This is a genomic window from Hymenobacter sp. APR13 (assembly GCF_000737515.1).
Taxonomy (GTDB): domain Bacteria; phylum Bacteroidota; class Bacteroidia; order Cytophagales; family Hymenobacteraceae; genus Hymenobacter.
In genome coordinates this window covers 806,053-831,481 of record NZ_CP006587.1, presented here as the reverse complement: position 1 = coordinate 831,481, position 25,429 = coordinate 806,053, and the positions used below count along the sequence as shown (strand labels likewise).

The window sequence follows — 25,429 nt, the reverse complement described above, 5'->3', positions numbered from 1 at the left end:
CTATCCGTATTTCTCGAAATTCTGCTGATCCTGCCAGAATGTGCGGCATTCCTGGCGCAGGTTTTTCAGAAAATCCTCTTCCTGCTTGAGCGTGCGCCATTCTCCCATGCCCAACCGCTCACAAAGCTTATAAAAATTATCGCCCTGGCCTTTCGAGCCTTGTACTTTTACCAAGCAGCTCAGGATGGGCCGTCCGGCGGCGTGCTCTTGTTCAGAGATTTCCGCCAGCAGTTCATTGAGGCGGCTTTTTTCGTGAGAGATATCCAGATTAAGTCCCAGCTCGGCTTCCTGAACCAGATTCAGGTAGCTGATGGTACCCACTTGGTGGCGGGCAAAGCGTATTAAGTGGTTTCGAATTCGGCCGAACATGGCGTAGGGAGGAGAGTGAAGAGGAGCGGAAAATAGGGAAAAAAAACGCGGCTTCACAATATGCGAAGCCGCGAATATAATAAGCTGTTATTCCCAAAACCTTACCGGACAGGCAAAGTGCAATCTAGCGGCCCTGGCGGCGGCGCAGTTCTTTCTGGATCAGCAGAAATTCCCGACTGCTCTGGCCCGCAATGGCAGTATTCTCGTCGGCGCGGCGCAGCAGGTAGGGCATTACGGCGTCTACGGGGCCGTAGGGCACGTATTTGGCCGTGTTGTAGCCGGCGTGCGCCAGGTTGTAGCTTAAGTTGTCGCTCATACCGTAAAGCTGGGCGAACCAAATCCTTGGGTCGTTGGGCGCGAGGTCGTGCTGCTGCATAAGCTCCGTGAGCAGGCGGGAACTGGCTTCGTTGTGCGTGCCGGCGCAGATGCTGATGCGCTCCACATGCTCTACGCAGTAGCGCAGGGCGTCGTCGTAGAGCTGGTCAGTGGCCGCTTTGGTGGGGTTAATGGGGTTGGCGTAGCCGCGTTGCGAGGCCACGCGGGCCTCTTTCTCCATGTAGGCGCCGCGCACCAGCTTGCCACCCAGGTAGTATCCTTCCTGCCGGGCGTCATCGTGAGCCTGCTTGATGGCATCGAGCCGGTCTTGGCGGTAGAGCTGGTAGGTGTTCCAGACGATGGCCGACTCGCGGTTGTACTTGCGCATCATTTCGTAGGCCAGCTTGTCGATGGTGGCCTGAAACCAGCTTTCCTCGGCATCCACGAACACGCGCACGCCATACTGGTGGGCCCGGTGGCAGATGGCATCCACGCGGGCATGGGCCCGGTCGTAGCTGGCCTGCTCGGCGGCCGTGAGGGCGGTGCCGGCCTGCACTTTCTCCAGCAAAGCGCTGTCGGCCAGGCCCGTGACCTTGAACACCGAAAACGGAATGTGCGTGGACCTGTGTGCCATGTCCAGGGTGGCCAGAATCTCGTCGCGGGTGTGGTCGAAGCTCTTGTCGCTGCCTTCGCCCTCCACCGAGTAGTCGAGGATGGTGCCGATATGGTAGCGGCCCAGCTCGGCAATCACCGGCACGCACTCCTGGATGGTTTCGCCGCCGCAAAACTGGCTGAAGATGGAATTTTTGATCAGGAACTTGGTGCCGGGCAAACTCCATTTCAGCGCGGCCTTCATCAGGCCGCCGCCGGTTTTCACCAGCGTGTTGTTGTTCATGGCCGCAAACAGCGCGTACATCTTCCGCAACTCGGCGTCGGACTTGGAGGCGAAGGCTACGGCCGTATCGTCGAAGGAGATGGGCGGAGCTTGGGTTGTGGGCATCGGGTGGTAGCTTTGGGCAGGTGGATGGGTGACGCAAATATAGCCGTTAAACCCAGGCTAAGCCGGTTGGGTTATGCCAGCAACAGATGCCTGACCAACAGCAGTTGGCGGGCTTTCATTCCGGGCATCTCCTTGCCTGCTTTTATATAGCTGCTTTTCATGAACACACTTCCCGCTGCTTCCTTTTTTTCGCGCCTTCTCACTGCCAAAGGCCAGCCCCTGCTGATTGCCGGGCCCTGCTCCGCCGAAACCGAGGAGCAGGTAATGACTACTGCCCGCGGCCTGCAGGCGCTGGGCAACATCGACCTGTTTCGGGCGGGCATCTGGAAGCCCCGCACCCGGCCGGGCTCCTTCGAGGGCATGGGCCGCGAGGCGCTGCCGTGGCTGCAGCGCGTGAAAGCCGAAACCGGCCTGCCCACCGCCATTGAGGTAGCCACGCCACGCCACGTGGAAGAGGCCCTGGCCCACGGCATCGACGTGCTCTGGATCGGAGCGCGTACTACCGTCAACCCGTTTGCGGTGCAGGAGCTGGCCGATGCGCTGGCAGGCACCGGCGTGCCCGTGATGGTGAAAAACCCGGTGAACCCCGACGTGGCGCTGTGGGCCGGGGCGCTGGAGCGGCTGGAGCGGGCCGGCATTTCGGACCTGGCCGCCATCCACCGCGGCTTCAGCACGTTTGCGCCCTCGCGCTACCGCAACGCGCCCACCTGGATGCTGCCCATCGAGCTGAAAACCCGCTTTCCGCACATCCCGCTCATCTGCGACCCCAGCCACATCGGCGGGCGCCGCGACCTGCTGCTGCCCATCGCCCAGAAGGCCCTCGACCTCGACTACGACGGCCTGATGATTGAAACCCACCCCGACCCCGACCACGCCCTCTCGGATGCCGAGCAGCAGGTGACGCCGCAGCGCCTGGGTGAGATTCTGGCCCAGCTGAAGTACCGCTACCGCTCGTCGGATAATGCCGACTACCTCAACAAAGCCGATGAGCTGCGCCAGAAAATGGACGTGGCCGACCGGGAAATTGTGGAAGCCCTGGCCCGGCGCATGGCGCTGGTAGGCGAGCTGGCCGAGTATAAAAAGGAAAACAACGTGAAAATCCTGCAGCTCGACCGGTGGCAGGAAATCTTCAGCTCGCGGCCGGAATGGGCGAAAAAAGCCGGAGTGAACGAGAAATTCGTGGCCGAGCTCTACAAGCTCATTCACATAGAAAGCATCCGGCGCCAGACCGAGATTCTGCAGCGCCCCGAGTAGCTGTAATGGCCTCATGAAACAGCCCGCCCTTTCCCTACAACGGGAAAAGGCGGGCTGTTTTCGTGGGGAAATATTACCCGGTAGGCGCTTATTCGGCTTTCCAGAGGTAGGTTTCGATGTAGCCGCCATCCACGCAGGCATCTTCGCCAGAGAGCATAAGATGGGTGCCGGCGGCGTCGGTGCTGAGACTGTAGGCTTTGCGGTCGTTGTTGGCCAGTTCGGCCGTGAACGTCACCAGCGGCACGGTTTGCTGGGGAGCACCGCAACGCGGCAGTGTGCCCGTGGAAACCTGATAGGGCACGGCTGAAAACGGCTGGTTGTTGTGGCGGATGCTCAGCTGCCCATTATTGCCAAACACCAGCTGGCGCGTGTAGCCCACCGTAGCCGGCGACACTATCGGGCCTTCCGTAGCGCTGTTTTGCCATTCCCAATAGCCCTGCTGTTGCGCCAGCGTGTCGAAATTGGCAGGTGGCAGGTCGGTTTCTTCGCGGCAGCAAAGGGCGGCCATGTTGGTAGTGCACACAACGAGGGCAAGCGTGAGCAGTGATAAGGGACGTTTGTACATGAGGCGGGGCCGCTATGCGTTAGAGGTTGGCAGAGGCGTACGTTTCGCTGCAGCCGTCGTAGGCATCGTCGGCCAGGCTCAGCGTGCGGGTCTGGAGGTTTAGCTCCACCATGTACTCCCGTTGCTGCGCCGTGAAGGTGATGAAGTCGGCTTCCTGGTTTTTGAGCCGCGAAGTATGGCGGCTGAGCACGTAGGGCGTCGTATAGCGCAGCACGCCGTTTTCCAACATTTTCGCCTGGCCGTCGGCCCCGATGAGTAGCTGCCGGCTGGTGCCGGTGGTGGCCGGAGAGCTGGCACCGCCCCAGCCGCAGAAGCTGCTTTGCCACTGCCAGGAACCCACCACGGAAGCCTGTTCCGGGGCAACGTCCTGCTTGGCACAGGCGGAGAAGAGAGTAGCGGCCAGTACCAGGCTGGCGTAGGATAGCACTTTCATCGGATAAGGGAAATAGTGGAACGATACTGCTGAGTAGTGAGACTTGAGTGCTGCGTATTCAGGCAATTGTTAAAAGCCTTTCAGTCAAATGCTTGAGCAGAATCTGCCTACTGCTCACTTACGTCTACCTGATTAAACGGAAGAGCCAGCTACGTACCCGAGCGGTTGCAACCTCTCCCAAAAAAATATCTGGCCGAGACCCTATAGGGCCGAGGAACTGGCCGTGGCCGTAGAATGAACGGCTGGCAGCCGCACGTAGCTGTGGCGGGTGGTCTGGCCCTTCATTTCCTGCAGATACAGCACATTGCCCGACACCGTGTAGTACTGGCTGCCGCCGTAGCCCCGGTACTGGATGATGTGCCGTCCAGGCCGCTGCTGCCGCACCGAAAACGCCGCTGCGCTTTGCAACGACCCATCCTGATAAAACATGGCGCGGCCCCGGCGGTCGAATTCCACGACTACTTCGTGGCCCGTGGTGGCTGGGGTGAGTACGGTGGCTGAGCCGGTAGACGATTGCTGCCACTCCCAGCGGCCTACCAGCTGCTGCTCCATAGGAGGCATTGAGTCGCGGCTGCAAGCGGCAGATAACAGGCTAATAGCCAATAGCGGGGCCAGACACTGAGACCGGGTAAAGAAGGACATACCTGAATAGTTAGTAAGTTTCGAGTAGATGATCAGAATAAGGTCAAGAACGTTGCACTATGCTAATCATTTTCTGCATTTTATGCAACGAATCTGCCTGTTAAGTTTTCTTAAAGCCAGTTTAAATTGAACGAAATCCTGCAAATTGGAGCAAATGCCCTGCCAGAATTGGCGAAACTGCTGCTGCGGCCGGCAATAAGCCAGGTTTTTGTGCTCGCCGACGCCAACACTCACCGCCTGTGCTACCCGCTGCTGGCGCCCTATCTGCCTGAGCAGCATACGGTACTGGAGCTGCCGGCAGGCGAGGAAGCCAAAACCCTGGCCTCCTGCGAAACCGTGTGGAGCGCGCTGACCGAGCACCGCGCCGACCGGTTTGCGGTGCTAGTGAACCTGGGCGGCGGCGTCATTACGGATCTGGGTGGCTTCTGCGCAGCGCTCTACAAGCGCGGAATCCGGTTTGTGCAGGTGCCCACCACGCTGCTGGCGCAGGTAGACGCCAGCGTGGGTGGCAAAACCGGCGTCGATTTTCTGGGCTTCAAAAACCAGCTGGGCGTGTTTCAGGAGCCGGCCGGCGTGTTCATCGAGCCCCGCTTCCTGCAAACCCTCGACCCGCGGCAGCTGAAGTCGGGCTACGCCGAAATCGTGAAGCACAGCCTGATTGCCGATGCCGCCGCCTTCGAGGAGCAGCGCCGCACCGGCATGTTCGTCGACGACTGGACAGCTACCATCGAGGCGTCGGTGGCGCTAAAGCAGGGCATTGTGGCCCAGGACCCGCTGGAGGCCGGCCCACGCAAGCTGCTCAACTTCGGGCATACTGTGGGGCACGCCCTGGAAAGCTACCTGCTCACGCAGCCCGGCCGCGAAATCCTGCACGGCGAGGCCGTGGCGGCGGGTATGATCTGCGAAGCCTGGCTGAGCGTGAAGCGCGGCCTGCTGAGCGCCACCGAGCTGGACCAGGTGGAAACCTTCCTGTTTTCGGTGTTTGAGAAGGTGCATTTCGTGAGCCTCGAAACTGACGCCATTGCCGAATACGCGCTGCAGGACAAGAAAAACTCGGGCGCTACCATCAACTGCACGCTGCTGGAAGGCATTGGCCGGGGCGTGTACGACCAGCCGGTTACGCTGCACGACGTGGCCGAGTCGTTGCGCTACTACCACCGGCTGTAGGTGCCCGGTGGCGCCGGCCTGGCCCGTAGTTCAGGGTTGAGGGCTATTTTTGCCGCGGGCCGGCCGCTGCGTGGCCCCGGGCGGCGGCGGCCGCTGTTTTTTCTATCACGCCCCGGGCGCTTGCCTGGCGGCTTAGCTCTCTTTGCCATCAACTCTTCCCTCACGCTCACCTGGCCGGCGCAGCCGTTGCGGGGCACGCCCCAGCTGCCGGCTTCCAAAAGTGAAAGCAACCGGGCCCTGATTCTGCAGGCTCTGGCCGGCGGCGGCCAGCTCGACAACCTCTCCGACGCCAACGACACCCAGCTCATGCAGCGCCTGCTGCTGAACCCGGACGCGCCCCGCTTCGATGCCGAAGACGCCGGCACCGTGATGCGCTTTCTGACCGGCTACCTAGCCGCCACGGGCCGTCATACGCACCTCACCGGCACGGCCCGCATGCTGGAGCGCCCCATTGCGGTGCTCGTGGATGCCTTGCGCCAGCTCGGCGCGTCCATTAGCTACGAAGGCCAGGAAGGCTACCCGCCGCTGCAGCTCAGCGGCTGGAACCCTACCGCTGCCGCTACCGAGGCCGGCGACCTGACGGAGCTGTCCGTGCGCGGCGACATCAGCAGCCAGTACATTTCGGCGCTGCTGATGGTGGGGCCCACGCTGCCGCACGGCCTGCGCCTGCGCCTCACCGGCAAGGTAGGCTCGCGCCCTTATATCCGCATGACGCTGGCGTTGATGCAGCACTTCGGGGCCGACTGCCGCGACCTGGGCACGGTGGTGGAGGCGCGCCCCGGCCGCTACCAGCCCACCGACTACACCATCGAGTCGGACTGGTCGGCGGCGAGCTACTGGTACGCCATGGTGGCGCTGGCCCCGGCCGGCTCCTGGCTGACGCTGCCCGGCCTGCGCCGCTACTCCTGGCAGGGCGACCAGGCCATTGTGGCCATTATGGCCCAGCTGGGCGTGGCCACCGAGTACGTGCAGGACGGCGTGCGCCTCACCCGGACCGGCACCCGCACGCCCTTCACCCAAGACTTCACCGACTGCCCCGACCTGGCCCAGACCGTGGCCGTAGTGGCGGCGGCGCTGGGCGTGCCGGTGCTGATGAGCGGCCTCGAAAGCCTGCGCATCAAGGAAACCGACCGGATTTTTGCGCTTCAGACCGAGCTGGCCAACTTCGGGGCCTACCTCACCGAGGAAACCGAAGGCCACTTCCGCGTCAGCACCGACGGGTTCCGGGTGAGCGGCCAGACCGTGGCCACCTACCACGACCACCGCATGGCCATGGCGTTTGCGCCGCTGGCGCTGCTCGGCCCGCTCACCATAGAGGCCCCGCAGGTGGTGCGCAAGTCGTATCCGCAGTTCTGGAGCGAGCTGGAAAAGGCCGGATTTGAGGTGACTGGCTGATTTTTAGTTTTTGCAGTCAATAGCTGTCATTGCGAGAGGAGGCACGACGAAGCAATCCTTCCTCTCATTTGATGCAAACTTTCCTCACAGATAAGCCCTCCGGCAATAGAGTATTCCTCTAACGCCGGAGGGCTTGTCTTTTAGGGCTGCTTGGTGCGCAGAGAGGAAGGATTGCTTCGACACTGGCTTGATGCGCTACATGCTCGCAATGACAAGTGCCTTCGGCAAAAACTACTGCTCCTGCAGGCTCCTCAGATACGCCGCCGACTCCAGCAGCCGGCTGCCGTACCAGCTGAACAACTCCCCATCCACAATGCGGACGGCGGCTTGCGGGCAGAGCGCCTGGAATTCGGCCAGATGCTTTTCCTGGAAAGGGTAGGGCTCAGAAGATAGCAGAATCTGCCGGGGTGCGGCCGTTTGCAGCTGCTCGGGCGCGATTTCGGGGTAGCGAGCCAGGTGGCTGAACACGTTGCGGAAACCGGCCCGCGCCAGCAAGTCGTCGATGAAGGTGCCCGTGGCGGCCACCATGTAGGGCTTGCGCCAGATAAAATAGGCGGCGGGCACCAGCTCCGCCGGCAGAGGCAGCTGCTGAAACGATGCGGCAATCTGCGCGGCCATCTGCTCGGCGGCTTCCTTGTGGCCCCCAATGAACCCAACGCGCCGGATCATGTCCAGTGCTTCATCGAGGTTGCTGATGTCGCTCATCCAGACCGGAAACTGCACGGCCAGCTGCTCGATGCCCTCCTGGTAGTTTTCTTCCTTGTTGCCGATGATCAAATCGGGCCGGAGTTCGGTAATCTTCTCGAAATCGAAGTTTTTGGTGCCCCCCACAACCATAGCGGTTTGCCGGGCCTCGGGCGGGTGAATGCAAAACTTCGTGACGCCTACCACCCGCTCGCCGAGGCCTAGCGCAAACAGCAGCTCCGTCTGCGAGGGCACCAGCGACACAATGCGGCGCGGTGGAAACGGCACCGCCACCCGGCGGCCCATCTGGTCCGTGACGGTGAGCGGCGGGAAAAGGGGAGGAAGTTGCATGACGGAACGAAGGAAACACAAACGGACCGCGAAGCTCCGCTTCACGGCCGGCGCGTACATGGCGCCAAACTGCTTACCAGGCCAGGCGCCTAGCGAAAAGATAATTCAAGGCAGACGCGGCCAAGCGGCCGACGCGCCTACAGCAGGCGGAAGTTGCGGAACTCAAAGAAACGCTTGCCGGTCAGCTTCTCCACCCAATACAGCAGGCGGTATTTTGGCTTGTCGAAGCGCTTCTTGCTGACGTCGATCTGCACCTGCCAGTTCTGGCGGGCCACGCGTGGCTGCATCACGGCCGGGTGCGTGCCCCGGAACAACTCCAGCGAGTCGTAGTCGTCGAAGTTGAAGACGTCGGCGGCGGCCAGCGGGTGCTCGTCAGGGCTCTTGTCGCCGTCCCAGAAGCGGCCCAGATTCTTCATCTTGGTGAGCATCTGCTGCGGGTTTTTCACCCAGCCGTAGTGGTACACGGAGGCGTTGGCCGGCTTTACCCGCAGCTTGTCGCCGTTGGCGCGCCGGAAGCCCTGCGCGTCCTTGTAGGAGCGAATATCGGCGTCATTGCGGATGATGCGCACCTCGCGGGCGTACCAGCGGCGGCTGTCACCTACGTAGTCGAACGTGCCGTAGAAGTGCGTGTAGTTGAACAGCAGGCCCTCCACGCGCTTGTCGGGGAGATGCTGCTCGGCGGCGGCCCGGATGGCGGCGTGGTACTGCTCATGTACCACCTCATCGGCTTGGATGTAGAAGGCCCAGTCTGCGGCGGGGCTGATCTGGCGGAAGGCTTTGTCGGTTTCCACGGCCAGTACCGTGCCGTTGGTTTTCAAAGCCGGGTCCCACACCGAGTGCACAATGCGGATTTTGGGCGAGTCGATGCTGCGAATCAGGCCTTCGGTATCGTCGTCGCTGTCGCCCACGCTCACCACCATTTCATCCACCACCGGCAGAATCGAGCGGATAGCCTCCACCACCGGATAGTCGTTGATGACGGCGTTGCGAATGATAGTGAAGCCGGAGATGAACACGGAATAGTGCGGAGTTAAGCGGAGTATAAGGTTTGTGCGGGCGACCTGGCCTGAGTCAGGGCACTCGATACACTACAAACCTACCATAAAAACAACAGAGCCCCGGCGCATGCCGGGGCTCTGTTTTCAGATGAAAGCCCTTCTGAAAAAATCCGGGTTTAACTGAAATAGCGGAAATCGTGACCGTCCTCAATGCGCAGCAGCGTCTCGTAGATGAGCTGGGTTACGCTCTGCACATCGTCCTGATGCACGGTTTCGACGGTGGTGTGCATGTATTTGAGGGGCAGCGAAATCAGGGCCGAGGCTACGCCGGCGCCGGAGTAAGCAAAGGCATCGGTGTCGGTGCCGGTGGCGCGGGTGGCGGCGGCGCGCTGGAACGGAATGCCCGATTCCTGAGCCGTCCGGATGATCAGGTCGCGCAGGTTGTTCTGCACGGCCGGGCCGTAGGTAATCACCGGGCCTTTGCCGCAGAAAATGTCGCCGCTGGTCTTCTTCTCATACATCGGCGACTGAGTGTCGTGGGTCACGTCGGTGATGATGGCCACGTCGGGCTGAATGCGGTGGGCCACCATCTCAGCCCCGCGCAGCCCGATTTCCTCCTGCACCGCATTCACGATGTAGAGGCCGTAGGGCAGCGTTTTCTGGTTTTCCTTGAGCATGCGGGCCACTTCCGCAATCATGAAGCCGCCCACGCGGTTGTCGAGGGCCCGGCCTACGTAGAACTTGTCGTTGAGCACCATGAACTCGTCCTCGAACGTGACGACGGAACCAACGTGGATGCCCATTGCCTCGACTTCTTCCTTGGAGGAAGCGCCGCAGTCCAGGAACACCGTTTCGATGGTAGGCGCCTTGTCCTGCTCCACCTTGCGCACGTGGATGGCCGGCCAGCCGAACACGGCCTTCACTATGCCTTTGTCGGTGTGGATGTTCACGCGCTTGCTGGGCGCTACCAGCGGGTCGGAGCCGCCGTTGCGGCGCAGGTACAAAAAGCCCGACTCGGTGATGAAGTTGACGAAGTAGCTGATTTCGTCGGCGTGGGCCTCAATCACCACTTTGTACTTGGCCTCGGGGTTGATGACGCCCACCACCGTGCCGTAGGTATCCACGAAGTACTCGTCGATGTAGGGTCGGATGTAGTCCAGCCAGATTTTCTGGCCTTCCTTCTCGAAGCCGGTAGGAGAGGGGTTATTGAGGTATTTCTGGAGGAAATCGAAGCTTTCTGAGCGCATGGGATGAAGAATCAAAAGATAAAATACAAATGCAGGGCCTGATGGTTTAGTCGGCCGCCAATACCTGTGGCGCGTGCCAGGCCATTGGAATGTCGGCTTCCAGGCCCTGCGCGCCAGCCACGCGGCCCTCAAAACGGCCTTCCTGGCGGAAACCCAGCTTCTCATACAGCGCAATGGCGCGGGTGTTACTCTCGCGCACCAGCAGCTCCACCCGGCTTACCTGCGGAAATTGCGCCTGAGCCCGGCTTAGCAGCTCGGTGAACAGCCGCCGCCCCAGGCCCTGGCCCTGCGCGGCGGGCGCAATGGCCACCGTCAGGTCGCCGAGGACGTGGGCGAAAATCTGCAGGCCCGCCTGGTAGGCGTGAATTTCCGCCACCAGCTCGCCCGCCTGTTCGGCCACCAGCCCGATGCCCTGGGCTAGACTGCGCGTCAGAAAATGCTGCACGTAGTCCTCGGTTATTTCCTCGGGCCGCCGGGCCAGTCCGCCACTTTCCGCCGACACGCGCTGGTACAGCCGCCGAATGGCGGGCGCATCGTGGAGCGTGGAGGGGCGAATGGTGATGGACATAGCAACTGGCAAAACTATTCCGGGGCGTCGGCGCCGAATGCCAGCCACTCTTCGCGGGCTGGGCCGTACACACCCGCCACGGGCAGGCCGGCCTGCCGCATCAGCACTGTAAGCTGCCCGCGGTGGTGCGCCTGGTGGCGGATCAGCACGGATAACACGGTGCGCTTCGCCCAGTTTTCGCCATACATCGGCACCTCGTCCAGCAGCTGATTGTCAGACCAGTTGGTGGAAGCAGCCTGCGCTACCAGGGGCGCCAGCCGCCGATACGTGTCCTGGATTTCGGTGGCCGAAACCGGAACCGGCTGGTCGGCCAGCTCATCAACCGCCAGCAGACCTGCGGTGTGCGGCATCTCCGTCAGAGTGTGCACCATGTGCCAGGCAATGCGCCCAAGCGTGCGCCCACCAACGCTCACCGGCTGCGCCAGCGACTCATCGGTGAGGGCTGCCAACAGCTTCTCAGTTGCGGCAGCCTCATATTGCCATTCGGCTACAAAGTCGGAAACAGCAGTGTACATAGCAGAAGGAGGGTGAAACGGCTGATTAGGCGCTTACAGCGGGATGTTGCCGTGCTTTTTGCGGGGCAGCGTGTCCACTTTGTTTTCCAGCATCTTGAAGGCGCGGATCAGCTTCTGGCGCGTCTGCGAGGGCAGAATCACCTCGTCTACGAAGCCGCGGTGGGCGGCGCGGTAGGGCGTGGCAAACTTCTGCTGATACTCGTCTACCTTCTCCTGCAGCTTGGCCTCGGGGTCTTCGGCGGCGGCAATTTCGCGCTTGAAGATGATTTCGGCGGCACCCTTAGCACCCATTACCGCAATTTCAGCGGTAGGCCAAGCGTAGTTCATGTCGGCCCCGATGTGCTTGCTGTTCATCACGTCGTAGGCCCCGCCGTAGGCTTTGCGGGTGATGACGGTGATGCGCGGTACGGTGGCTTCGCAGAAGGCGTAGAGCAGCTTGGCCCCGTTGGTGATAATGCCGCGCCATTCCTGGTCGGTGCCGGGCAGGAAGCCGGGCACGTCTTCCAGCACCAGCAGCGGAATGTTGAACGAGTCGCAAAACCGCACGAAGCGGGCCGCCTTGGTGCTGGCGTTGATGTCGAGCACGCCGGCCAGTACCGCCGGCTGGTTGCCCACGATGCCGATGCTGCGGCCGCCCAGGCGGGCAAAACCTACCACGATGTTCTCGGCGAAGTTCTGGTGTACCTCCAGGAAGGAGCCGGCGTCGATGATGCCGTCAATTACTTCCCGGATGTCGTAGGGCTGGTTGGGGTTGTCGGGGATGATGGTGTCGAGGGCGGGGCGGCTTTCGTCCTGGCCGGCCTCATAGGGCACCATGGGGGCCGTTTCCTCGCAGTTCTGCGGCATGTAGCTCAGCAGCTGCTTGAGGTGAGTGATGCAGGCCACCTCGTTGGCGCAGGAGAAGTGCGTTACGCCGCTCTTGGCCGAGTGCGTGCTGGCGCCGCCCAGCTCTTCGCTGGTCACGTTTTCGTGGGTTACGGTCTTCACCACGTTGGGCCCGGTCACGAACATATAGCTCGTGTCCTCCACCATCAGGATGAAGTCGGTGATGGCCGGCGAGTACACCGCGCCGCCCGCGCACGGCCCCATAATGGCCGACAGTTGCGGCACCACGCCCGAGGCCAGCGTATTCTTGTAGAAGATATCAGCGTAGCCGCCCAGGCTCACCACGCCTTCCTGAATCCGGGCTCCGCCGGAGTCGTTGAGGCCGAGCACTGGGGCGCCGTTCTTCATGGCGAGGTCCATGATTTTCACGATTTTCTCGGCGTGGGTTTCGCTCAGCGAGCCGCCAAACACCGTGAAATCCTGCGAAAACGCGTACACCAGCCGGCCGTTCACCGTGCCATAGCCGGTCACCACACCGTCGCCGAGGTAATACTCTTTGTCCAGACCGAAGTCCTTGGAGCGGTGCATCACAAACTTGCCGATTTCCTCAAACGAGCCTTCGTCGAACAGCAGGTCAATCCGCTCCCGGGCGGTGAGCTTGCCTTTCTTGTGCTGGGCATCGATGCGGGCCTGGCCGCCGCCGAGCAGGGCCTCTTCGTTTTTACGGGCTAGAATTTCGGTTTTGCTCAGTTGGGCTTCAGCGTGCGGATCGGACATGCGGGGTGGGAAAGTCTGGGTTTGCTACGTAAGGACAGTGTGCCAAAGGTAACGCACAAGGCAGGAAAAGCCGCACCAGAATTTGGCGGCGTTCGGCAGCTAGATTAGGAGCGTGCACAACGCAAAAACGGCCGGCTCCTTTGCAGGAACCGGCCGTTTCTTACTCTCTATTGACGATTATTCGCCTTTCTTCTTGTTGTCCGTCGGCTCGTCGTCCGATGGCTCCGGCGCTTCCTCCGGCCGCTCGTCGCTGGCCAGATTCATCGATTCGCCGCTTTTGCTTACCGCAAACACCAGCTCCTCGGCGCCGGCCGTGTAATCGGCCGTGATGACGTCGCCCTGGGCAATTTCTGCCTTCAGGATTTCCTCGGCAATCGGGTCTTCGATGTACTTCTGGATGGCCCGGTTGAGCGGACGTGCGCCGTATTTGGGGTCGTAGCCTTTCTCGGCCACGAAGTCCTTGGCGGCTTCGGTCAGCTCTACTTTGTAGCCCAGCGTCTGGATCCGGCTCAGCAGCTTGCTGAGGCTGATGTCGATGATCTTGTGGATGTCTTTCTTCTCCAGCGAGTTGAAGACAATCACATCGTCCAAACGGTTGAGAAACTCGGGCGAGAAGGTTTTGCGCAGGGCGTTGGTGATGGTGCCCTTCGTCAGCTCGTCCATGTTCTCGTTGCGGGCTTTCGTGCCGAAGCCGATGCCGGCGCCGAAGTCCTGCAGATCACGCGCCCCGATGTTCGAGGTCATGATGATGATGGTGTTGCGGAAGTCCACCTTGCGGCCGAGGCCGTCGGTCAGGATACCGTCGTCCAGCACTTGCAGGAGCAGGTTGTACACGTCGGGGTGGGCCTTCTCGATTTCGTCGAGCAGAATCACCGAGTACGGCTTGCGGCGGATTTTCTCCGTCAGCTGGCCGCCCTCTTCGTAGCCCACGTAGCCGGGAGGCGCGCCTACCAGGCGCGATACGCTGAATTTCTCCATGTACTCCGACATGTCAATCCGCACCAGCGAATCTTCCTTATCGAAGAGGTAGGTAGCCAGCACCTTGGCCAGCTCGGTCTTACCTACGCCCGTCGGGCCCAGGAACACGAACGAGCCGATGGGCTTCTTAGGATCTTTCAGGCCAACGCGGGTGCGCTGGATAGCTTTCACCAGCTGCTTGATGGCCTTGTCCTGCCCGATTACCTTGCCCTGCAGCTCTTCGCCCATTTTCAGGAGCTTGGAGCTTTCGTTTTGCGCCACGCGCGAAACGGGGATGCCGGTCATCATGGCAATTACTTCGGCCACGTTTTCCTCCTTCACGGTGTAGCGCTTCTTCTTGGTCTCCTCTTCCCAGTCCTTTTTGGCCTGGTCGAGCTGATCAATAAGCTTCTTCTCCGTGTCGCGCAGCTTGGCAGCCTCTTCGTACTTCTGGCTTTTCACCACGCGGTTTTTTTCCACCTTGATGTTCTCAATCTGCTCTTCGAGCTTGAGAATATCCTCGGGCACCACGATGTTGTTGATGTGCACGCGGGCGCCAGCCTCGTCGAGAATGTCGATGGCTTTGTCGGGCAAGAACCGGTCGGACATGTAGCGGTCCGACAGCTTTACGCAGGCCTCAATGGCCTTGTCGGTGTACACCACGTGGTGGTGGTCCTGGTACTTGTCCTTGATGTTGTGCAGGATTTCAATCGTCTCCTCGGGCGTGGTCGGATCGACCATTACCATCTGGAAACGACGGGCCAGCGCGCCGTCCTTCTCAATGTACTGGCGGTACTCGTCGAGCGTAGTCGCGCCGATGCATTGGATTTCGCCGCGGGCCAGAGCCGGCTTGAACATGTTGGAAGCGTCCAGCGAGCCGGAGGCACCGCCAGCGCCCACAATCGTGTGCAGCTCGTCGATGAACAGAATCACGTCGGGCGACTTTTCCAACTCGTTCATCACGGCTTTCATGCGCTCCTCGAACTGGCCGCGGTACTTGGTACCGGCCACCAGCGACGCTAGGTCCAGCGTAACCACGCGCTTGCCGAACAGCACGCGCGAAACCTTCTTCTGGATGATGCGCAAGGCGAGACCTTCGGCAATAGCCGTTTTACCAACACCGGGCTCACCGATCAGAATCGGGTTGTTCTTTTTGCGGCGGCTCAGGATCTGAGCTACGCGCTCAATCTCCTTTTCGCGGCCCACAATTGGGTCGAGCTTGTCGTCCTCGGCCAGCTTGGTCAGGTCGCGGCCGAAATTGTCGAGCACGGGCGTACGCGACTTTTCGGTGCCTTTCTTGGGCGTGGCGCCAGCCCCGGCACCGCCGCGGCCTGCCCCGCCGCCAAAGAGGCGGTCGTTGTCGTCGTCATCGGCCTCGGGGCCGTTGGTGGGGTTGTTCGCCGTGTTACCGTGGTAATCCAGCGAATCGCGGACAGATTCGTAGTTCACGTTGAATTTGCTGAGGATTTGGGACGAAATGTTGTCTTCATCGCGCAGAATCGACAGCAGCAAATGCTCCGTACCGATAATCTCGCTCTTGAAGATTTTGGCTTCGAGGTAGGTGATCTTGAGGACTTTCTCGGTCTGTTTCGTCAGCGGGATGGAGCCGGTGATGCTCGTGCCCTGGGTGGCCGTGTTGCGAGTGGCTTGCTCAAGGGCATATTTCAGCTCGTCTACCGACACGCCCAATTTCTTGAGCAGTCCGATAGCCGTGCCTTCCCCTTCGCGAATCATTCCCAGCAACAGATGTTCGGTGCCGATATAGTCGTGCCCGAGCCGGATGGCCTCTTCCCGGCTCAGGGAGATGACCTCCTTGACTCGATTTGAGAATTTAGCTTCCATGCAGATAAGGTAGTGAAGAAAAATGGTACCCTGCAACGGGCCTTGGGCCTTGGTGCAGGTTGGGCCGATATAATCTGAAACAGATTGACTCGGGCGAAGGTTCGGGGGCGGCAGTAGGCACTACGCGAGAAAACTGCCGGCGGCCGGGCCCTGCATAAAGAGCAGGTCTAAGATGCTGAGCCCCGGTACAAAATCTTTACCAAACGTCTGGGGGTAGGGCCGGCCCGACGTCCTGTCAGGTTCGGGGCTGGCCTGGGCCTTTGGTGTCAGGTGGTCGCGGCAGTCGAGCAGGTCGGGTAGGAGGAGCGAGGGGTCAGCGGTAGCAGGCAGGTAGGTGGTGGTAAAGTGCAGCGGCACGCGCAGGCGCAGGCAGCGGAGGTAGAAACGCAGAAACTGCAGGTTCAGGTCAAACAAAAGCGCGGGCTTTTGCTGGTAGATGTCGTGCAGGTAATCGGCGTAATATTCAAAGTACGGCGAGCCCCCGTACGCGGTTTGCAGCGTGCGCCAGTGCCGGTGAATCCAGTTCTGCCGATAATCGATTTCCAGCGCGGAAATGGCTACTTTCTCGCTGCGGTTTCCGTCTACGACGGGCACGGTGAGGGGTTGCTGGCCCTGCGCCGTCAGGATCAGGCAGCGGTTGCGGTAGGTTTGCTTGCGGTAGTGCTCGTGGGCTTCCAGCCACAGGGCATCGACCCCCAGCAGCTGGCTGAAAAAGGCAATTGGCGGGTGGTAGGGCAGTTCGGATAAGACGGCAGGCATGAGCGGTGACGGGATGCGGAAAGAAACAATGGGCCCCCAACATAGCACGCCGGCCGCGGATAATGCGGCCTGCCGCTGAAGAAATACCGAAATTATACCGGCAAAAAGGCAGTAAGAAGGCAGCTGAAGACCAACCGCCGCGGCCAGTATCCGGACGGCGCGTCCAGAAAAGGGACGGTGCCGGGTCGAAATGGGTCTTAATACAACCGTATTTCGGCTGGTTGCAGGAAACCGGCAGTGGCACCGGGTTTGTTGCGTTGTACCCTGGTTTCCTGTTTACAGTTTTGTCAATCTGGCATGATGCGCTATTTCTCTCTGCTATTTCTCCTGCTGACTTCCTTATTCGCCGAGGCGGCTTCTCCACCCATGCTACAGCTCGATGTGGCGCGTTTTCGCAACGAAGACGTAGCCCTGAAGGGAGTTGTAGTGGAAATATATGCCACCGTTTCGGGCAAAAGCCTGCGCTACATGCGCCGGGCGCCGAAAATGTACCAGGCGGCGGCCGCCCTCACGCTGGAAGTAATCCGGCCCGATGGGCAGGCCGTGTACCAGGAAACCATCACGCTCAAGCCGCCGGTACTCAGCGACACTACGGCCGTAATCAAAAACCCGCTGAGCTTCCAGAAGCGCCTGCTGCTGCCCGAAGGCACCTACACTTTGCGGGCGCTGGTGCGCGACCAATACCAGGCCGGCAAGCAAAGCCTGGTGGAGCAGCCGCTGGTGCTGGCTGCCATCGGCCCGAAGCCACAGCTCAGCGACCTGGTGCTGCTGGCCCGCGCCCCCGCCCGCGGGGCTGAGGCCAGCAATTTCAGCCGAGGAGGCTACAGCCTCACGCGGGCCCCGGGCGGCTTTTATGCCCGCGGAGCCGAGCGGCTCTGGCTGTATGCTGAGCTCTACAACGTAGCGGCCGACCAGCCGCTGGTGCTGCGCTACCGGTTGCGGGCCGCCGCGGCCAAAACCGACGCGCTGGCCATCACTGGCGCGGTACGGGGCCAGGCCGGCCGCCCGGCGCCGGTGCTGGGCGAGCTGGACCTGAGCAAGCTGCCCGGCGGCGACTATACCCTAACGGTGGAAGTGCGCAACGCTAAAAACCAGTTGCTTACGACGCAAAGTGTTTCGGTGCACCGGGATGCTGCCGACTACGCGCCGGCCGGAGCGGGTCCGGTCCGTTAACTTTGGGGCATGCCCAAGCCCTATCCCTGGTATTACCGCCCGCTAAACTGGCTGTTGCGCGGCCTTGCTCATTTGCCGCTGCCGGTGCTCTACGTGCTGGCCGACGGGATATACCTGCTGCTGACCTATGTGGTGCGCTACCGCCGTAACGTGGTACTGACTAACCTGCGCAACTCTTTCCCGGAAAAGCCGGAAGTGGAACTCCAGCGCATCGCCAAAGAGTTTTACCGGCACTTCGCGGAGGTGATGGTGGAAACGCTGAAGCTGGTGGTGATGCCCGCCGCCGAGCTGAAGGAGCGGGTGTGGTTCAGCAACCCCGAGGTGCTGGAGCGCCACTTCGCGCAGGGCCGCACCGTGCTGGGCTTGTCGTCGCACGCGGGCAACTGGGAGTGGGTGCTGACTTCGGGGGCCGTGTGGCTGTCGGCGCACGCGGATGGGGTGTATAAGCCGTTGAACAACCCGTTTTTTGAGAGCTTTCTGCACCAACTGCGTACCCGCACCGGTGCCGGCCTGATTCCGATGCGCGACACGCTGCGCGACATGCTGCAGCGCCGCGGCGAAACCCGGGTGGTGAGCCTGCTCTCCGACCAGGCCGCCGGCCCCGAAGATCGGCCCTACTGGACTGAGTTCATGCACCAGGATTCCGGCTTCTACACCAGCGCCGACCGGCTGGCGGCCCGCTTCCATTGCCCGGTGGTGTACGTGAGCATCCGCCGCCTGCGTCGCGGCTACTACCAAATCATCCTTACGGAGCTATACGACGGCGACGCGCCGCTGCCTGCCAACGATTTCCCCATCACGGAAGCTTTCGTGCGCCAGCTGGAGCGGGATATTCAGGATTTTCCCGCCGACTATCTTTGGACGCACAGAAGGTGGAAGCACAAGCGCCCTTAGCTGTCATTGCGAGCAGCGCGAAGCAATCCTTCCTCTAAAAGACGAAAGCCTCGATTTACAGACAAGCCCTCCGGCAGTAGGCTAGTAACCTAATGCCGGAGGGCTTTCTGCTTCAGGGTCGTGCCTGCCACGAGAGGAAGGATTGCTTCGCGCTGCTCTCAATGACAGCCAGCTGTTACAGATACTGCTCGATGTCGCCGGCGCCCTGGCGGACCAACTCGAAATCGTCGTTGGTGCAGTCGATGATGGTGCTGGGGACGTTGTTGCCGAAGCCGCCGTCGATGACGAGGTCTACCAGGGAGCGGTATTTCTCGAAGATCAGGTCGGGGTCGGTTACGTACTCGTCGAGCGTGTTTTCGTCTTCGCGCACCGAGGTGCTCATGATGGGGTTGCCCAGCTCGCGCACCAGCTGAATGATGATCTGGTTGTCGGGCACGCGGATACCGACGGTTTTGCGCTGCTTGCCGCCCTGGCGCGGCACTTTGGAGCTGGCTTCGAAGATGAACGTGAACGGCCCGGGCAGAGCGCGCTTAATCACTTTGTAGGTGGGCGTGGTGATGCCGTGGGCGTAGTCGCTGATGTGCGACAAATCGGCGCAGATGAAGCTGAGCATGGCCTTTTCCGGGTTCAGCCCTTTGATGCGGCACAGCTTGTCAACAGCCTTCGCATTATGAATATCGCACCCAATGCCATACACCGTGTCCGTCGGATAAATAATAATTCCCCCACGGCGTAGCACATCTACTACCTGCTGGATACGGTTCTGGGGCGGATTTTCGGGGTGAATGCGGAGCAGCGTAGCGGCCATGGCAAGACAAGAAATGAAGTGAGAAGACGACGAACACAACCGAAGTAGCGTCGAAGCGGGCAAGGTAGCCCTTGTAACAGAGAACTGCCAACCTGTTCGTGGTTTTTGCACTGCAGGTTACAGGCAGCACATTATTAAACTGTATCACGCCGCCGGCAAACGCCCGGCCACTGGCTTCGGTCCGGCACCGTAGCCGGCACAAAAAAAGGCTCCGGCAGTATGCCGGAGCCTTTTTAGCAGGTGGCCGTTAGCCACATTGCTTATTGCTTTACGAAACGACGGGTAGCCGAGCCTTCTGACGTAGTGAGGCGCACACCGTACATGCCGGCCGGCAACGACGCCACGTTCAGAGTGGTCAGGTCGGTAGTGGCCGTTGAGCGGCTTACCACCTGGCCGAGCGAGTTCAGGATTTCCACCTGAGCCCCACGGGCGCCGGCTACACGCAGCGTGAGCTGGCTGGTAGCAGGGTTCGGGTACAGCGCCAGGCTCTTGGCGAAGGCGGGCTCGGCGGCCGATTGCACGAAGGCCAGATCCGAGTAGCGGCGTGGCACAATTTGGTAGCCAGTAGTGTAGGGCGAGGTGTTGTCGAACTGTCCGCCGATGCCGGTGAGCAGGAACGGCGTGGTAGGCGCAGGCTTGCCAGCGAAGTCGGAGTTGGCAGGAACCCGCATCTGATACACTACCCCGGCAGCTGTGGTAACGTCTACGTTGTAGGCCGTAGCGGCACCCGTCCACTGGGAAGGCGTCACCAGAGTAACGGGCGTGGCAATGGAAATCAGTTCCGATTCTTCGTTTTCGGTGAGGGCGGCCACTACGGCGCGGGGCGAATACGTGCGACGGGCCCGGCCCAGCGGCGTAATGCCGGTCATTGAAATCTGGCTCAGGCCGTTGAACTGGCCCAGCGCACCGGTAACCAGCACGGAGTCGCCTTCAGCCAGCACGTTGGTGCCGATAGCGGCCGATGCAAACAGGCCGATACCGCCCGTGTTGTCGATCAGCGTGAACTGGTAGCCAGCCGTCCGCTGGTTTACGCCATATACCGTACCGCGAGCTGATACTACCTGCGTGTTCTGGGTAGGCACGCCGTTGGCGTCATTCACAGTCAGGGCTGCTACCGTCGATACGACAGGGCCGGTAGGCGTGTCATTGTCGGTAACAGTGATGGTGTAGCTGTCAGCCGATACCGTGGCCGAGCCGGCGGGCAGTGCGTTCTGCAGCTTCAGGATAATGGTTTCGCTGGATTCAGCCACGGCGTCGTCCACGATGGTGAGCGTGGCGTTCTGGGCGGTGGTGCTGTTGGCCGGAAAAGTGAGGGTCTGGGTGGTATAGGTGTAGTCGGCAGGAGAGGTGGCAGTGCCAGCCGGAGTAGCCAGTACCACATCTACGGTTACAGCCTGCGCGCTAACGCTGCTCAGGCGAACCGGAATCTGCACCACACCCACGTTTTCGGCTACAGTAGCCGATGCAGCGCCAAACTCCACGGTAGGCGTGGTAGTGCCGCCCGTGGCGCTAACCAAACCATACGTGCGCACATTGTCTATGCGCCACGAGCCGGCAATGGCTTCCGAATTGTAGCCATAGATCCGGAACTCCACAGCCCCGGTGCGGGCGGCGAAAGCTGCGGGCAGCACAATCTTCTTATTGGTGCGCGTGTTGCTGTCGTCGGGCACGTTCACCGTAATCAAGTCAGTCGCGAAATTGTCGACGCTGGAGCGTACCGACCAGTCGCGGATGCCGGTGCCGGAGCGGCGCTCATCCAGCACCAGGCTGTCGAGGCGCACCTGGAAGCCGGAGGCAGGCTGTACCGTGAAAGCAAAGTAATCGGCGGCATCCAAGGCAGCCAGCGACCAGCCGGTGGCCGAAATTGAACCACTGCCTGGGGAAGGTGTGAGGCCGGTACCACGGCTCATTGGGCTAAACGAAGCGTTGATCGGCTGGGCATCAGCTGGCAGCGTCGCCTCGTCGCCGGCAGCGTTGGTGAAGCTATAGGTAGCTAGCTGTGCCTGGGCAGCCGTAGAGCCAAACAGGCCCAGTGCGGCCAGAAGGGCCAGCCGCTGCCACCGGGAAGAGTAGGAGTGTTGCATGGGTGAAATGAGGGTAAAAAACGAGGATGTGAATGGGTGTATTGCAGGTAAGGACGCAAACCCGGGCCAAAGGTTGGCTCCCGAGCCGGGCAAACGTGCGCAAGCTTCGGCACTGCCGGATTCCGCGTACTTTTGAACCGTAAAGCTACTCTAAACGGTTTCTCCCGCCAATCCGCATTCCGGAACTTCATACTCCGGTAACCTGACCACCTTCCTTCCCGATGGCCAAACCCCGCATCGACTACAAAGCCAAGGCCCTGAAACGCCGCAACCGGTTCGCGTACATCACCGGTATTTCGGGCCTGATTCTGATTACGTTTTCCTACTATTTCTACCAGGTTTTCTTTACGCCGAACGTAGAAACCAAAACGCCCACCTACGTGCTGGTACGCCGCGGTCAGACCGCAAAGTCGGTGCTGGACTCGGTGGAGGCCACCGGCGTCATCGTGGATAAGCTCAGTCTGCGCTTCGTGGCCAAGGTGATGAAGTACGAAAAGCTGGTGAAGCCTGGCCGCTACGAGCTGAAAGACGGCTACACTAACCGCGAGCTGATCAACGCGCTACGCACCGGCCGCCAATCGCCGCTTAAGCTTACGTTCCAGAATATCCGCCTGCGCCAGGATCTGGCCCAAAAGCTCAACACGGCCATTGATGCCCGCCCCGGCCAGTTCGACAGCCTGCTCAGCAGCCCCAGCTACACCAAAAGCCTGGGCTTCGACACCACGAGCATTATGACCATGTTCATTCCGAACACTTACGAGCTGTACTGGAACTCCACGCCCGACAACCTCATGCAGCGCATGAAAAAGGAGTACGAGAAGTTCTGGACGCCTGCCCGCGACGCCAAGCGCAAAGCCATGAACCTTAGCCGCGCCGAAGTCAGCACCCTGGCCAGCATCGTGGAGGCCGAGCAGCAGCAGCACGCCGATGAGCGTCCGCGCGTGGCTGGCGTGTACCTCAACCGCCTGCGCCGCGGCATGAAGCTCCAGGCCGACCCCACGGTGGTGTACGCCAACCAGGATTTCACCATCAAACGGGTGCTCAACGTGCACCTCACCAAAGACTCGCCTTACAACACCTACAAGTACGCCGGCCTGCCGCCCGGCCCCATCAATCTGCCCAGCATTGCCAGCATCGACGCGGTGCTGAACCCCGAGCGCCACGACTACCTCTACTTCTGCGCGAAGGAGGACTTCAGCGGCTACCACGCCTTCGCCCGCAACGAGCAGGAGCACCTCGTAAACGCCCGCCGCTACCAGGCTGCCCTCACGCGGAGCGGGATTATGAAGTAGCGCTTCAATGGTTAGATGGCTGCATTGTTAAATTGTTGGTCGTGCTGACGGATCGTTTAACAGTCATCCATTTAATCATGTCGCCATTTAACCATTCAACCCAATGTATTCTTCCGACACCCAGATCCGCGTGCGGTACGCCGAAACCGACCAGATGGGCTACGTGTACCACGGCAACTACGCGGCCTACTTCGAGGTGTGCCGCACCGAGGCCTTCCGCCAACTGGGCATCAGCTACAAAGACCTGGAAGCCGAAGGCGTGGGCATGCCAGTAGGGGAGATACGCACCCGCTTCCGCCGCCCCGCCCGCTACGACGACCTGCTAACGGTGCGCCTGCTGCTCAAGCAGCCCGCCGAAGGCTCGCGGGTGCTGTTCGAATACGAAATCTACAACGAGGCCCAGGAACTACTCACCGAAGGCCACACCCTGATGGTGTTCGTGAACATGAGCACCGGCCGCCCGGTGCCCATCCCGCCGCACATCCAGCAGAAGCTGTCCGGCTACTTCACCGACGACGAAGCCGGCAGCCCGCTCACGCCTCCCAAAGCCCCCAGCGACGCGCCGGCCCCGGCCGCGTTTTTAAAATGAATGGTTTAATGGCTGCATTGTTAAAGGGTTGGTTGTTCTGTAACCTCGTTGAACAACCAACCCTTTAGCCATCAAACAATTCAACCATCCAGACCACATGCGCCTGCCCACCCGCCGCTACCACTTGCCCGATGTACGCCGCCGCCGGTCGTACCGGAAGGCTATTGTGTTTCTGAAGCGGCTGCGCTTTGCCGGCGGCCGGGCCTCGGTGTATGATGTGGTGGACCGGCTGATGCAGGAAATCCGGCTGGATGGCATTGCCAAGCGCGCCTCCTACATGGCGTTCAACTTCACCATTGCCATCTTTCCCACCATTATCTTTCTGTTCACGCTCATCCCGTATATCCGCATCCCGAACCTAAACCTGTACATTCTGGAGTTTCTGGCCGACCTGATTCCGGGTGAGATGTATCGGGCCATTTCGGGCACCATCGAAGACATCGTGAACATTCCGCACGGCGGGTTGCTGTCGTTTGGTTTTGCCACGGCGCTGGTGCTGAGCTCCAACGGCATCATGGCCCTGCTCGACGCCTTCGAGAAGAAGTACCCCTCGTTCAAGAAGCGCACCTACGTGCGCAAGCGGGTCATTGCCACGCTGCTGACGGTGGTGCTGTCGTCGGTGCTGCTGGTGTCGGTGGTGGGCATCTTCTTCGGTACCTATATTATTGATGCGCTGGTGTTTCACGAAATCGTGCCCGAGCAGTATACGGCTGAACTGATTACGGTCATCAAATACGGCTCGGTGGTGGGGCTGTTCCTGCTCACTACCTGCCTCGTGTATTACTACGTGCCGCCCGTGCACGACAAGTGGCCCTTCCTGTCGGCCGGGGCCATTGTGGCCACGTTGCTGATCTTCCTGGTGTCGTTCCTGTTCATCCTCTACGTGAAGATTTTCGACAGCTACAACCACTTCTACGGCTCAGTGGGCACGCTCGTGGGCTTCATGGTGTGGCTGGATTTCGTGTGCATGACCCTGATTCTGGGTTTCGAAATCAACGTCAGCATTGATGCCGTGACGGGCCGGCTGCGCAACAACGCCGCCGGGTTGCGTTTGCTGAACCGAGTACGCAATCAGCAAGTGAAAATTTAGCGCCTGATTATCAGGTTGAAACCCCGGAAAGGGTAGAGGAGGGGGCGTTTTTTAGAAAAATAAATGCCCAAAAGTTGTGATGGGTGGGCGGCGCTGCTACTTTTGTCGTCCCAAACCACTCAGTTTGGACCCTAGAGAGGTGGCAGAGTGGTCGAATGCGACGGATTCGAAATCCGTTATACCTGCAAGGGTATCGGGGGTTCGAATCCCCCCCTCTCTACAGTGCCAATAAGCACCTGCCACGGCCCAAGGTTCACTTGGCCGGAGGCATTGCTTGTTGTTGAATGACCTTAGAGGAGTGGCAGAGTGGTCGATTGCGGCGGTCTTGAAAACCGTTGAGGGTTAAACCTCCGGGGGTTCGAATCCCTCCTCCTCTGCGTAGTAAACTGCAAAATCCCCTTGGCGGCCGCCAAGGGGATTTTTGTTTTTAGACGCTTTTAAACCGCTGAATCACTTTGCAGCGGACTAGCAGCACACTGCTTGTAGCTGTAGCACCTGCTACTACCAGCCGTAGCGCCAGATGTGGTAGAACACAAAGCCAGCCAGCAGTGCCAGCAGGGCAGAGGCCAGCAGGGTTTCCCGGCGGATTCTGGGCCGCGAAGAACGCCGGCTGGTGCGTTGGCGGCGGGAATGTCTGATAACGGCATCCTTTTCCATAACTGGTAGCTAGCAGGTTGAACATCAGTGCTAAACCAGATACGTAACAAGAGCCTCCGGCAGATTTAGGTGCAACTGCACCACAACCTGAAGCAACTGTAGCCATACCGGACCCACACAGGCATCATCACAACCTCTGCTACTGCGCTGATGCTGGGGCGGATGGGCCGGAAAGACCA

24 protein-coding genes and 2 tRNA genes are annotated in these 25,429 nt (G+C 60.6%); 10 read left to right on the top strand and 16 right to left on the bottom strand.

Going from position 1 to position 25,429, the window contains the following annotated elements:
• Together N008_RS22230 and N008_RS03465 are read right to left on the bottom strand one after the other, a co-directional pair.
• A complete protein-coding gene (locus N008_RS22230) occupies positions 1-321 on the bottom strand; it encodes a hypothetical protein (RefSeq protein ID WP_316963302.1) in 321 nt (106 codons plus the stop codon).
• A gap of 172 nt (positions 322-493) precedes the next feature.
• Positions 494-1,684 carry a proline dehydrogenase family protein gene (locus N008_RS03465; RefSeq protein WP_044013757.1) on the bottom strand — a complete coding sequence of 397 codons (1,191 nt, stop codon included), beginning with the start codon at positions 1,682-1,684 and terminating at the stop codon, positions 494-496.
• Between the two features lie 159 nt (positions 1,685-1,843).
• Between N008_RS03465 and N008_RS03460 the strand changes: the two genes are divergently transcribed.
• Positions 1,844-2,938: a chorismate mutase gene (locus N008_RS03460; RefSeq protein ID WP_052381155.1), complete on the top strand. Its 1,095-nt coding sequence runs from the start codon at positions 1,844-1,846 to the stop codon at positions 2,936-2,938.
• Positions 2,939-3,026: 88 nt separating this feature from the next.
• Here N008_RS03460 and N008_RS03455 read toward each other — a convergent pair whose 3' ends face one another.
• The 3 genes from N008_RS03455 to N008_RS03445 all read right to left on the bottom strand — a co-directional run bounded on the left by N008_RS03455 (position 3,027) and on the right by N008_RS03445 (position 4,488).
• On the bottom strand, positions 3,027-3,461 hold the full coding sequence (locus N008_RS03455; RefSeq protein ID WP_156108993.1) for a hypothetical protein: 435 nt from the start codon (positions 3,459-3,461) through the stop codon (positions 3,027-3,029).
• Positions 3,462-3,522: 61 nt separating this feature from the next.
• Positions 3,523-3,936 (bottom strand): hypothetical protein, encoded by a 414-nt coding sequence (locus N008_RS03450; RefSeq protein WP_044013751.1) that lies wholly within the window; start codon positions 3,934-3,936, stop codon positions 3,523-3,525.
• A gap of 201 nt (positions 3,937-4,137) precedes the next feature.
• Positions 4,138-4,488, bottom strand: a complete 351-nt coding sequence (locus tag N008_RS03445) for a hypothetical protein (RefSeq protein WP_044013749.1) — start codon at positions 4,486-4,488, stop codon at positions 4,138-4,140.
• Positions 4,489-4,704: 216 nt separating this feature from the next.
• Between N008_RS03445 and aroB the strand changes: the two genes are divergently transcribed.
• Entirely contained in the window at positions 4,705-5,745 is a 1,041-nt protein-coding gene (gene aroB / locus N008_RS03440; protein WP_044013748.1) for a 3-dehydroquinate synthase, read from the top strand.
• A 120-nt stretch (positions 5,746-5,865) separates the two neighbouring features.
• Positions 5,866-7,140, top strand: coding sequence for a 3-phosphoshikimate 1-carboxyvinyltransferase (locus N008_RS03435; RefSeq protein WP_316963301.1), 1,275 nt, complete (start codon positions 5,866-5,868; stop codon positions 7,138-7,140).
• Positions 7,141-7,371: 231 nt separating this feature from the next.
• Here N008_RS03435 and N008_RS03430 read toward each other — a convergent pair whose 3' ends face one another.
• From N008_RS03430 to N008_RS03395, 8 genes are all read right to left on the bottom strand, one after another.
• Entirely contained in the window at positions 7,372-8,175 is an 804-nt protein-coding gene (locus tag N008_RS03430) for an ABC transporter substrate-binding protein (RefSeq protein ID WP_052381154.1), read from the bottom strand.
• A gap of 137 nt (positions 8,176-8,312) precedes the next feature.
• Positions 8,313-9,191 carry a glycosyl transferase gene (locus N008_RS03425; RefSeq protein WP_044013744.1) on the bottom strand — a complete coding sequence of 293 codons (879 nt, stop codon included), beginning with the start codon at positions 9,189-9,191 and terminating at the stop codon, positions 8,313-8,315.
• Positions 9,192-9,349: 158 nt separating this feature from the next.
• The gene (locus N008_RS03420; protein ID WP_044013742.1) at positions 9,350-10,420 is read right to left on the bottom strand and encodes a M42 family metallopeptidase; all 1,071 of its coding nucleotides are present in this window, start codon (positions 10,418-10,420) and stop codon (positions 9,350-9,352) included.
• 46 nt (positions 10,421-10,466) lie between these two features.
• Entirely contained in the window at positions 10,467-10,988 is a 522-nt protein-coding gene (locus tag N008_RS03415; RefSeq protein WP_044013741.1) for a GNAT family N-acetyltransferase, read from the bottom strand.
• Between the two features lie 14 nt (positions 10,989-11,002).
• The gene (locus N008_RS03410) at positions 11,003-11,503 is read right to left on the bottom strand and encodes a DinB family protein (protein WP_044013738.1); all 501 of its coding nucleotides are present in this window, start codon (positions 11,501-11,503) and stop codon (positions 11,003-11,005) included.
• Between the two features lie 33 nt (positions 11,504-11,536).
• The gene (locus N008_RS03405) at positions 11,537-13,105 is read right to left on the bottom strand and encodes an acyl-CoA carboxylase subunit beta (RefSeq protein WP_044013737.1); all 1,569 of its coding nucleotides are present in this window, start codon (positions 13,103-13,105) and stop codon (positions 11,537-11,539) included.
• 177 nt (positions 13,106-13,282) lie between these two features.
• Positions 13,283-15,904, bottom strand: coding sequence for an ATP-dependent Clp protease ATP-binding subunit (locus N008_RS03400; RefSeq protein WP_044013734.1), 2,622 nt, complete (start codon positions 15,902-15,904; stop codon positions 13,283-13,285).
• A 120-nt stretch (positions 15,905-16,024) separates the two neighbouring features.
• On the bottom strand, positions 16,025-16,663 hold the full coding sequence (locus N008_RS03395; protein ID WP_044013732.1) for a WbqC family protein: 639 nt from the start codon (positions 16,661-16,663) through the stop codon (positions 16,025-16,027).
• 366 nt (positions 16,664-17,029) lie between these two features.
• Between N008_RS03395 and N008_RS03390 the strand changes: the two genes are divergently transcribed.
• Positions 17,030-17,836 carry a hypothetical protein gene (locus N008_RS03390; protein WP_156108991.1) on the top strand — a complete coding sequence of 269 codons (807 nt, stop codon included), beginning with the start codon at positions 17,030-17,032 and terminating at the stop codon, positions 17,834-17,836.
• A gap of 9 nt (positions 17,837-17,845) precedes the next feature.
• Positions 17,846-18,730, top strand: coding sequence for a lysophospholipid acyltransferase family protein (locus N008_RS03385; protein WP_052381153.1), 885 nt, complete (start codon positions 17,846-17,848; stop codon positions 18,728-18,730).
• Positions 18,731-18,905: 175 nt separating this feature from the next.
• On the opposite strand, the gene N008_RS03380 is transcribed toward N008_RS03385, so the two are convergent.
• On the bottom strand, positions 18,906-19,538 hold the full coding sequence (locus N008_RS03380) for an L-threonylcarbamoyladenylate synthase (protein WP_044013728.1): 633 nt from the start codon (positions 19,536-19,538) through the stop codon (positions 18,906-18,908).
• A 260-nt stretch (positions 19,539-19,798) separates the two neighbouring features.
• On the bottom strand, positions 19,799-21,622 hold the full coding sequence (locus tag N008_RS21270) for a T9SS type A sorting domain-containing protein (protein WP_052381152.1): 1,824 nt from the start codon (positions 21,620-21,622) through the stop codon (positions 19,799-19,801).
• 221 nt (positions 21,623-21,843) lie between these two features.
• Between N008_RS21270 and mltG the strand changes: the two genes are divergently transcribed.
• From mltG to N008_RS03350, 5 genes are all read left to right on the top strand, one after another.
• The gene (gene mltG, locus N008_RS03370; protein WP_052381151.1) at positions 21,844-22,914 is read left to right on the top strand and encodes an endolytic transglycosylase MltG; all 1,071 of its coding nucleotides are present in this window, start codon (positions 21,844-21,846) and stop codon (positions 22,912-22,914) included.
• Positions 22,915-23,017: 103 nt separating this feature from the next.
• Positions 23,018-23,503, top strand: coding sequence for an acyl-CoA thioesterase (locus N008_RS03365; RefSeq protein WP_044013726.1), 486 nt, complete (start codon positions 23,018-23,020; stop codon positions 23,501-23,503).
• 97 nt (positions 23,504-23,600) lie between these two features.
• Positions 23,601-24,593, top strand: a complete 993-nt coding sequence (locus tag N008_RS03360) for a YihY/virulence factor BrkB family protein (RefSeq protein ID WP_081910591.1) — start codon at positions 23,601-23,603, stop codon at positions 24,591-24,593.
• A 133-nt stretch (positions 24,594-24,726) separates the two neighbouring features.
• Positions 24,727-24,813: transfer RNA gene (locus tag N008_RS03355), tRNA-Ser, on the top strand.
• 72 nt (positions 24,814-24,885) lie between these two features.
• Positions 24,886-24,970, top strand: a tRNA-Ser gene (locus tag N008_RS03350).
• 124 nt (positions 24,971-25,094) lie between these two features.
• Here the strand turns inward: N008_RS03350 and N008_RS22955 are convergent.
• Entirely contained in the window at positions 25,095-25,250 is a 156-nt protein-coding gene (locus tag N008_RS22955; RefSeq protein WP_156108990.1) for a hypothetical protein, read from the bottom strand.
• Positions 25,251-25,429 lie beyond the last annotated feature (179 nt).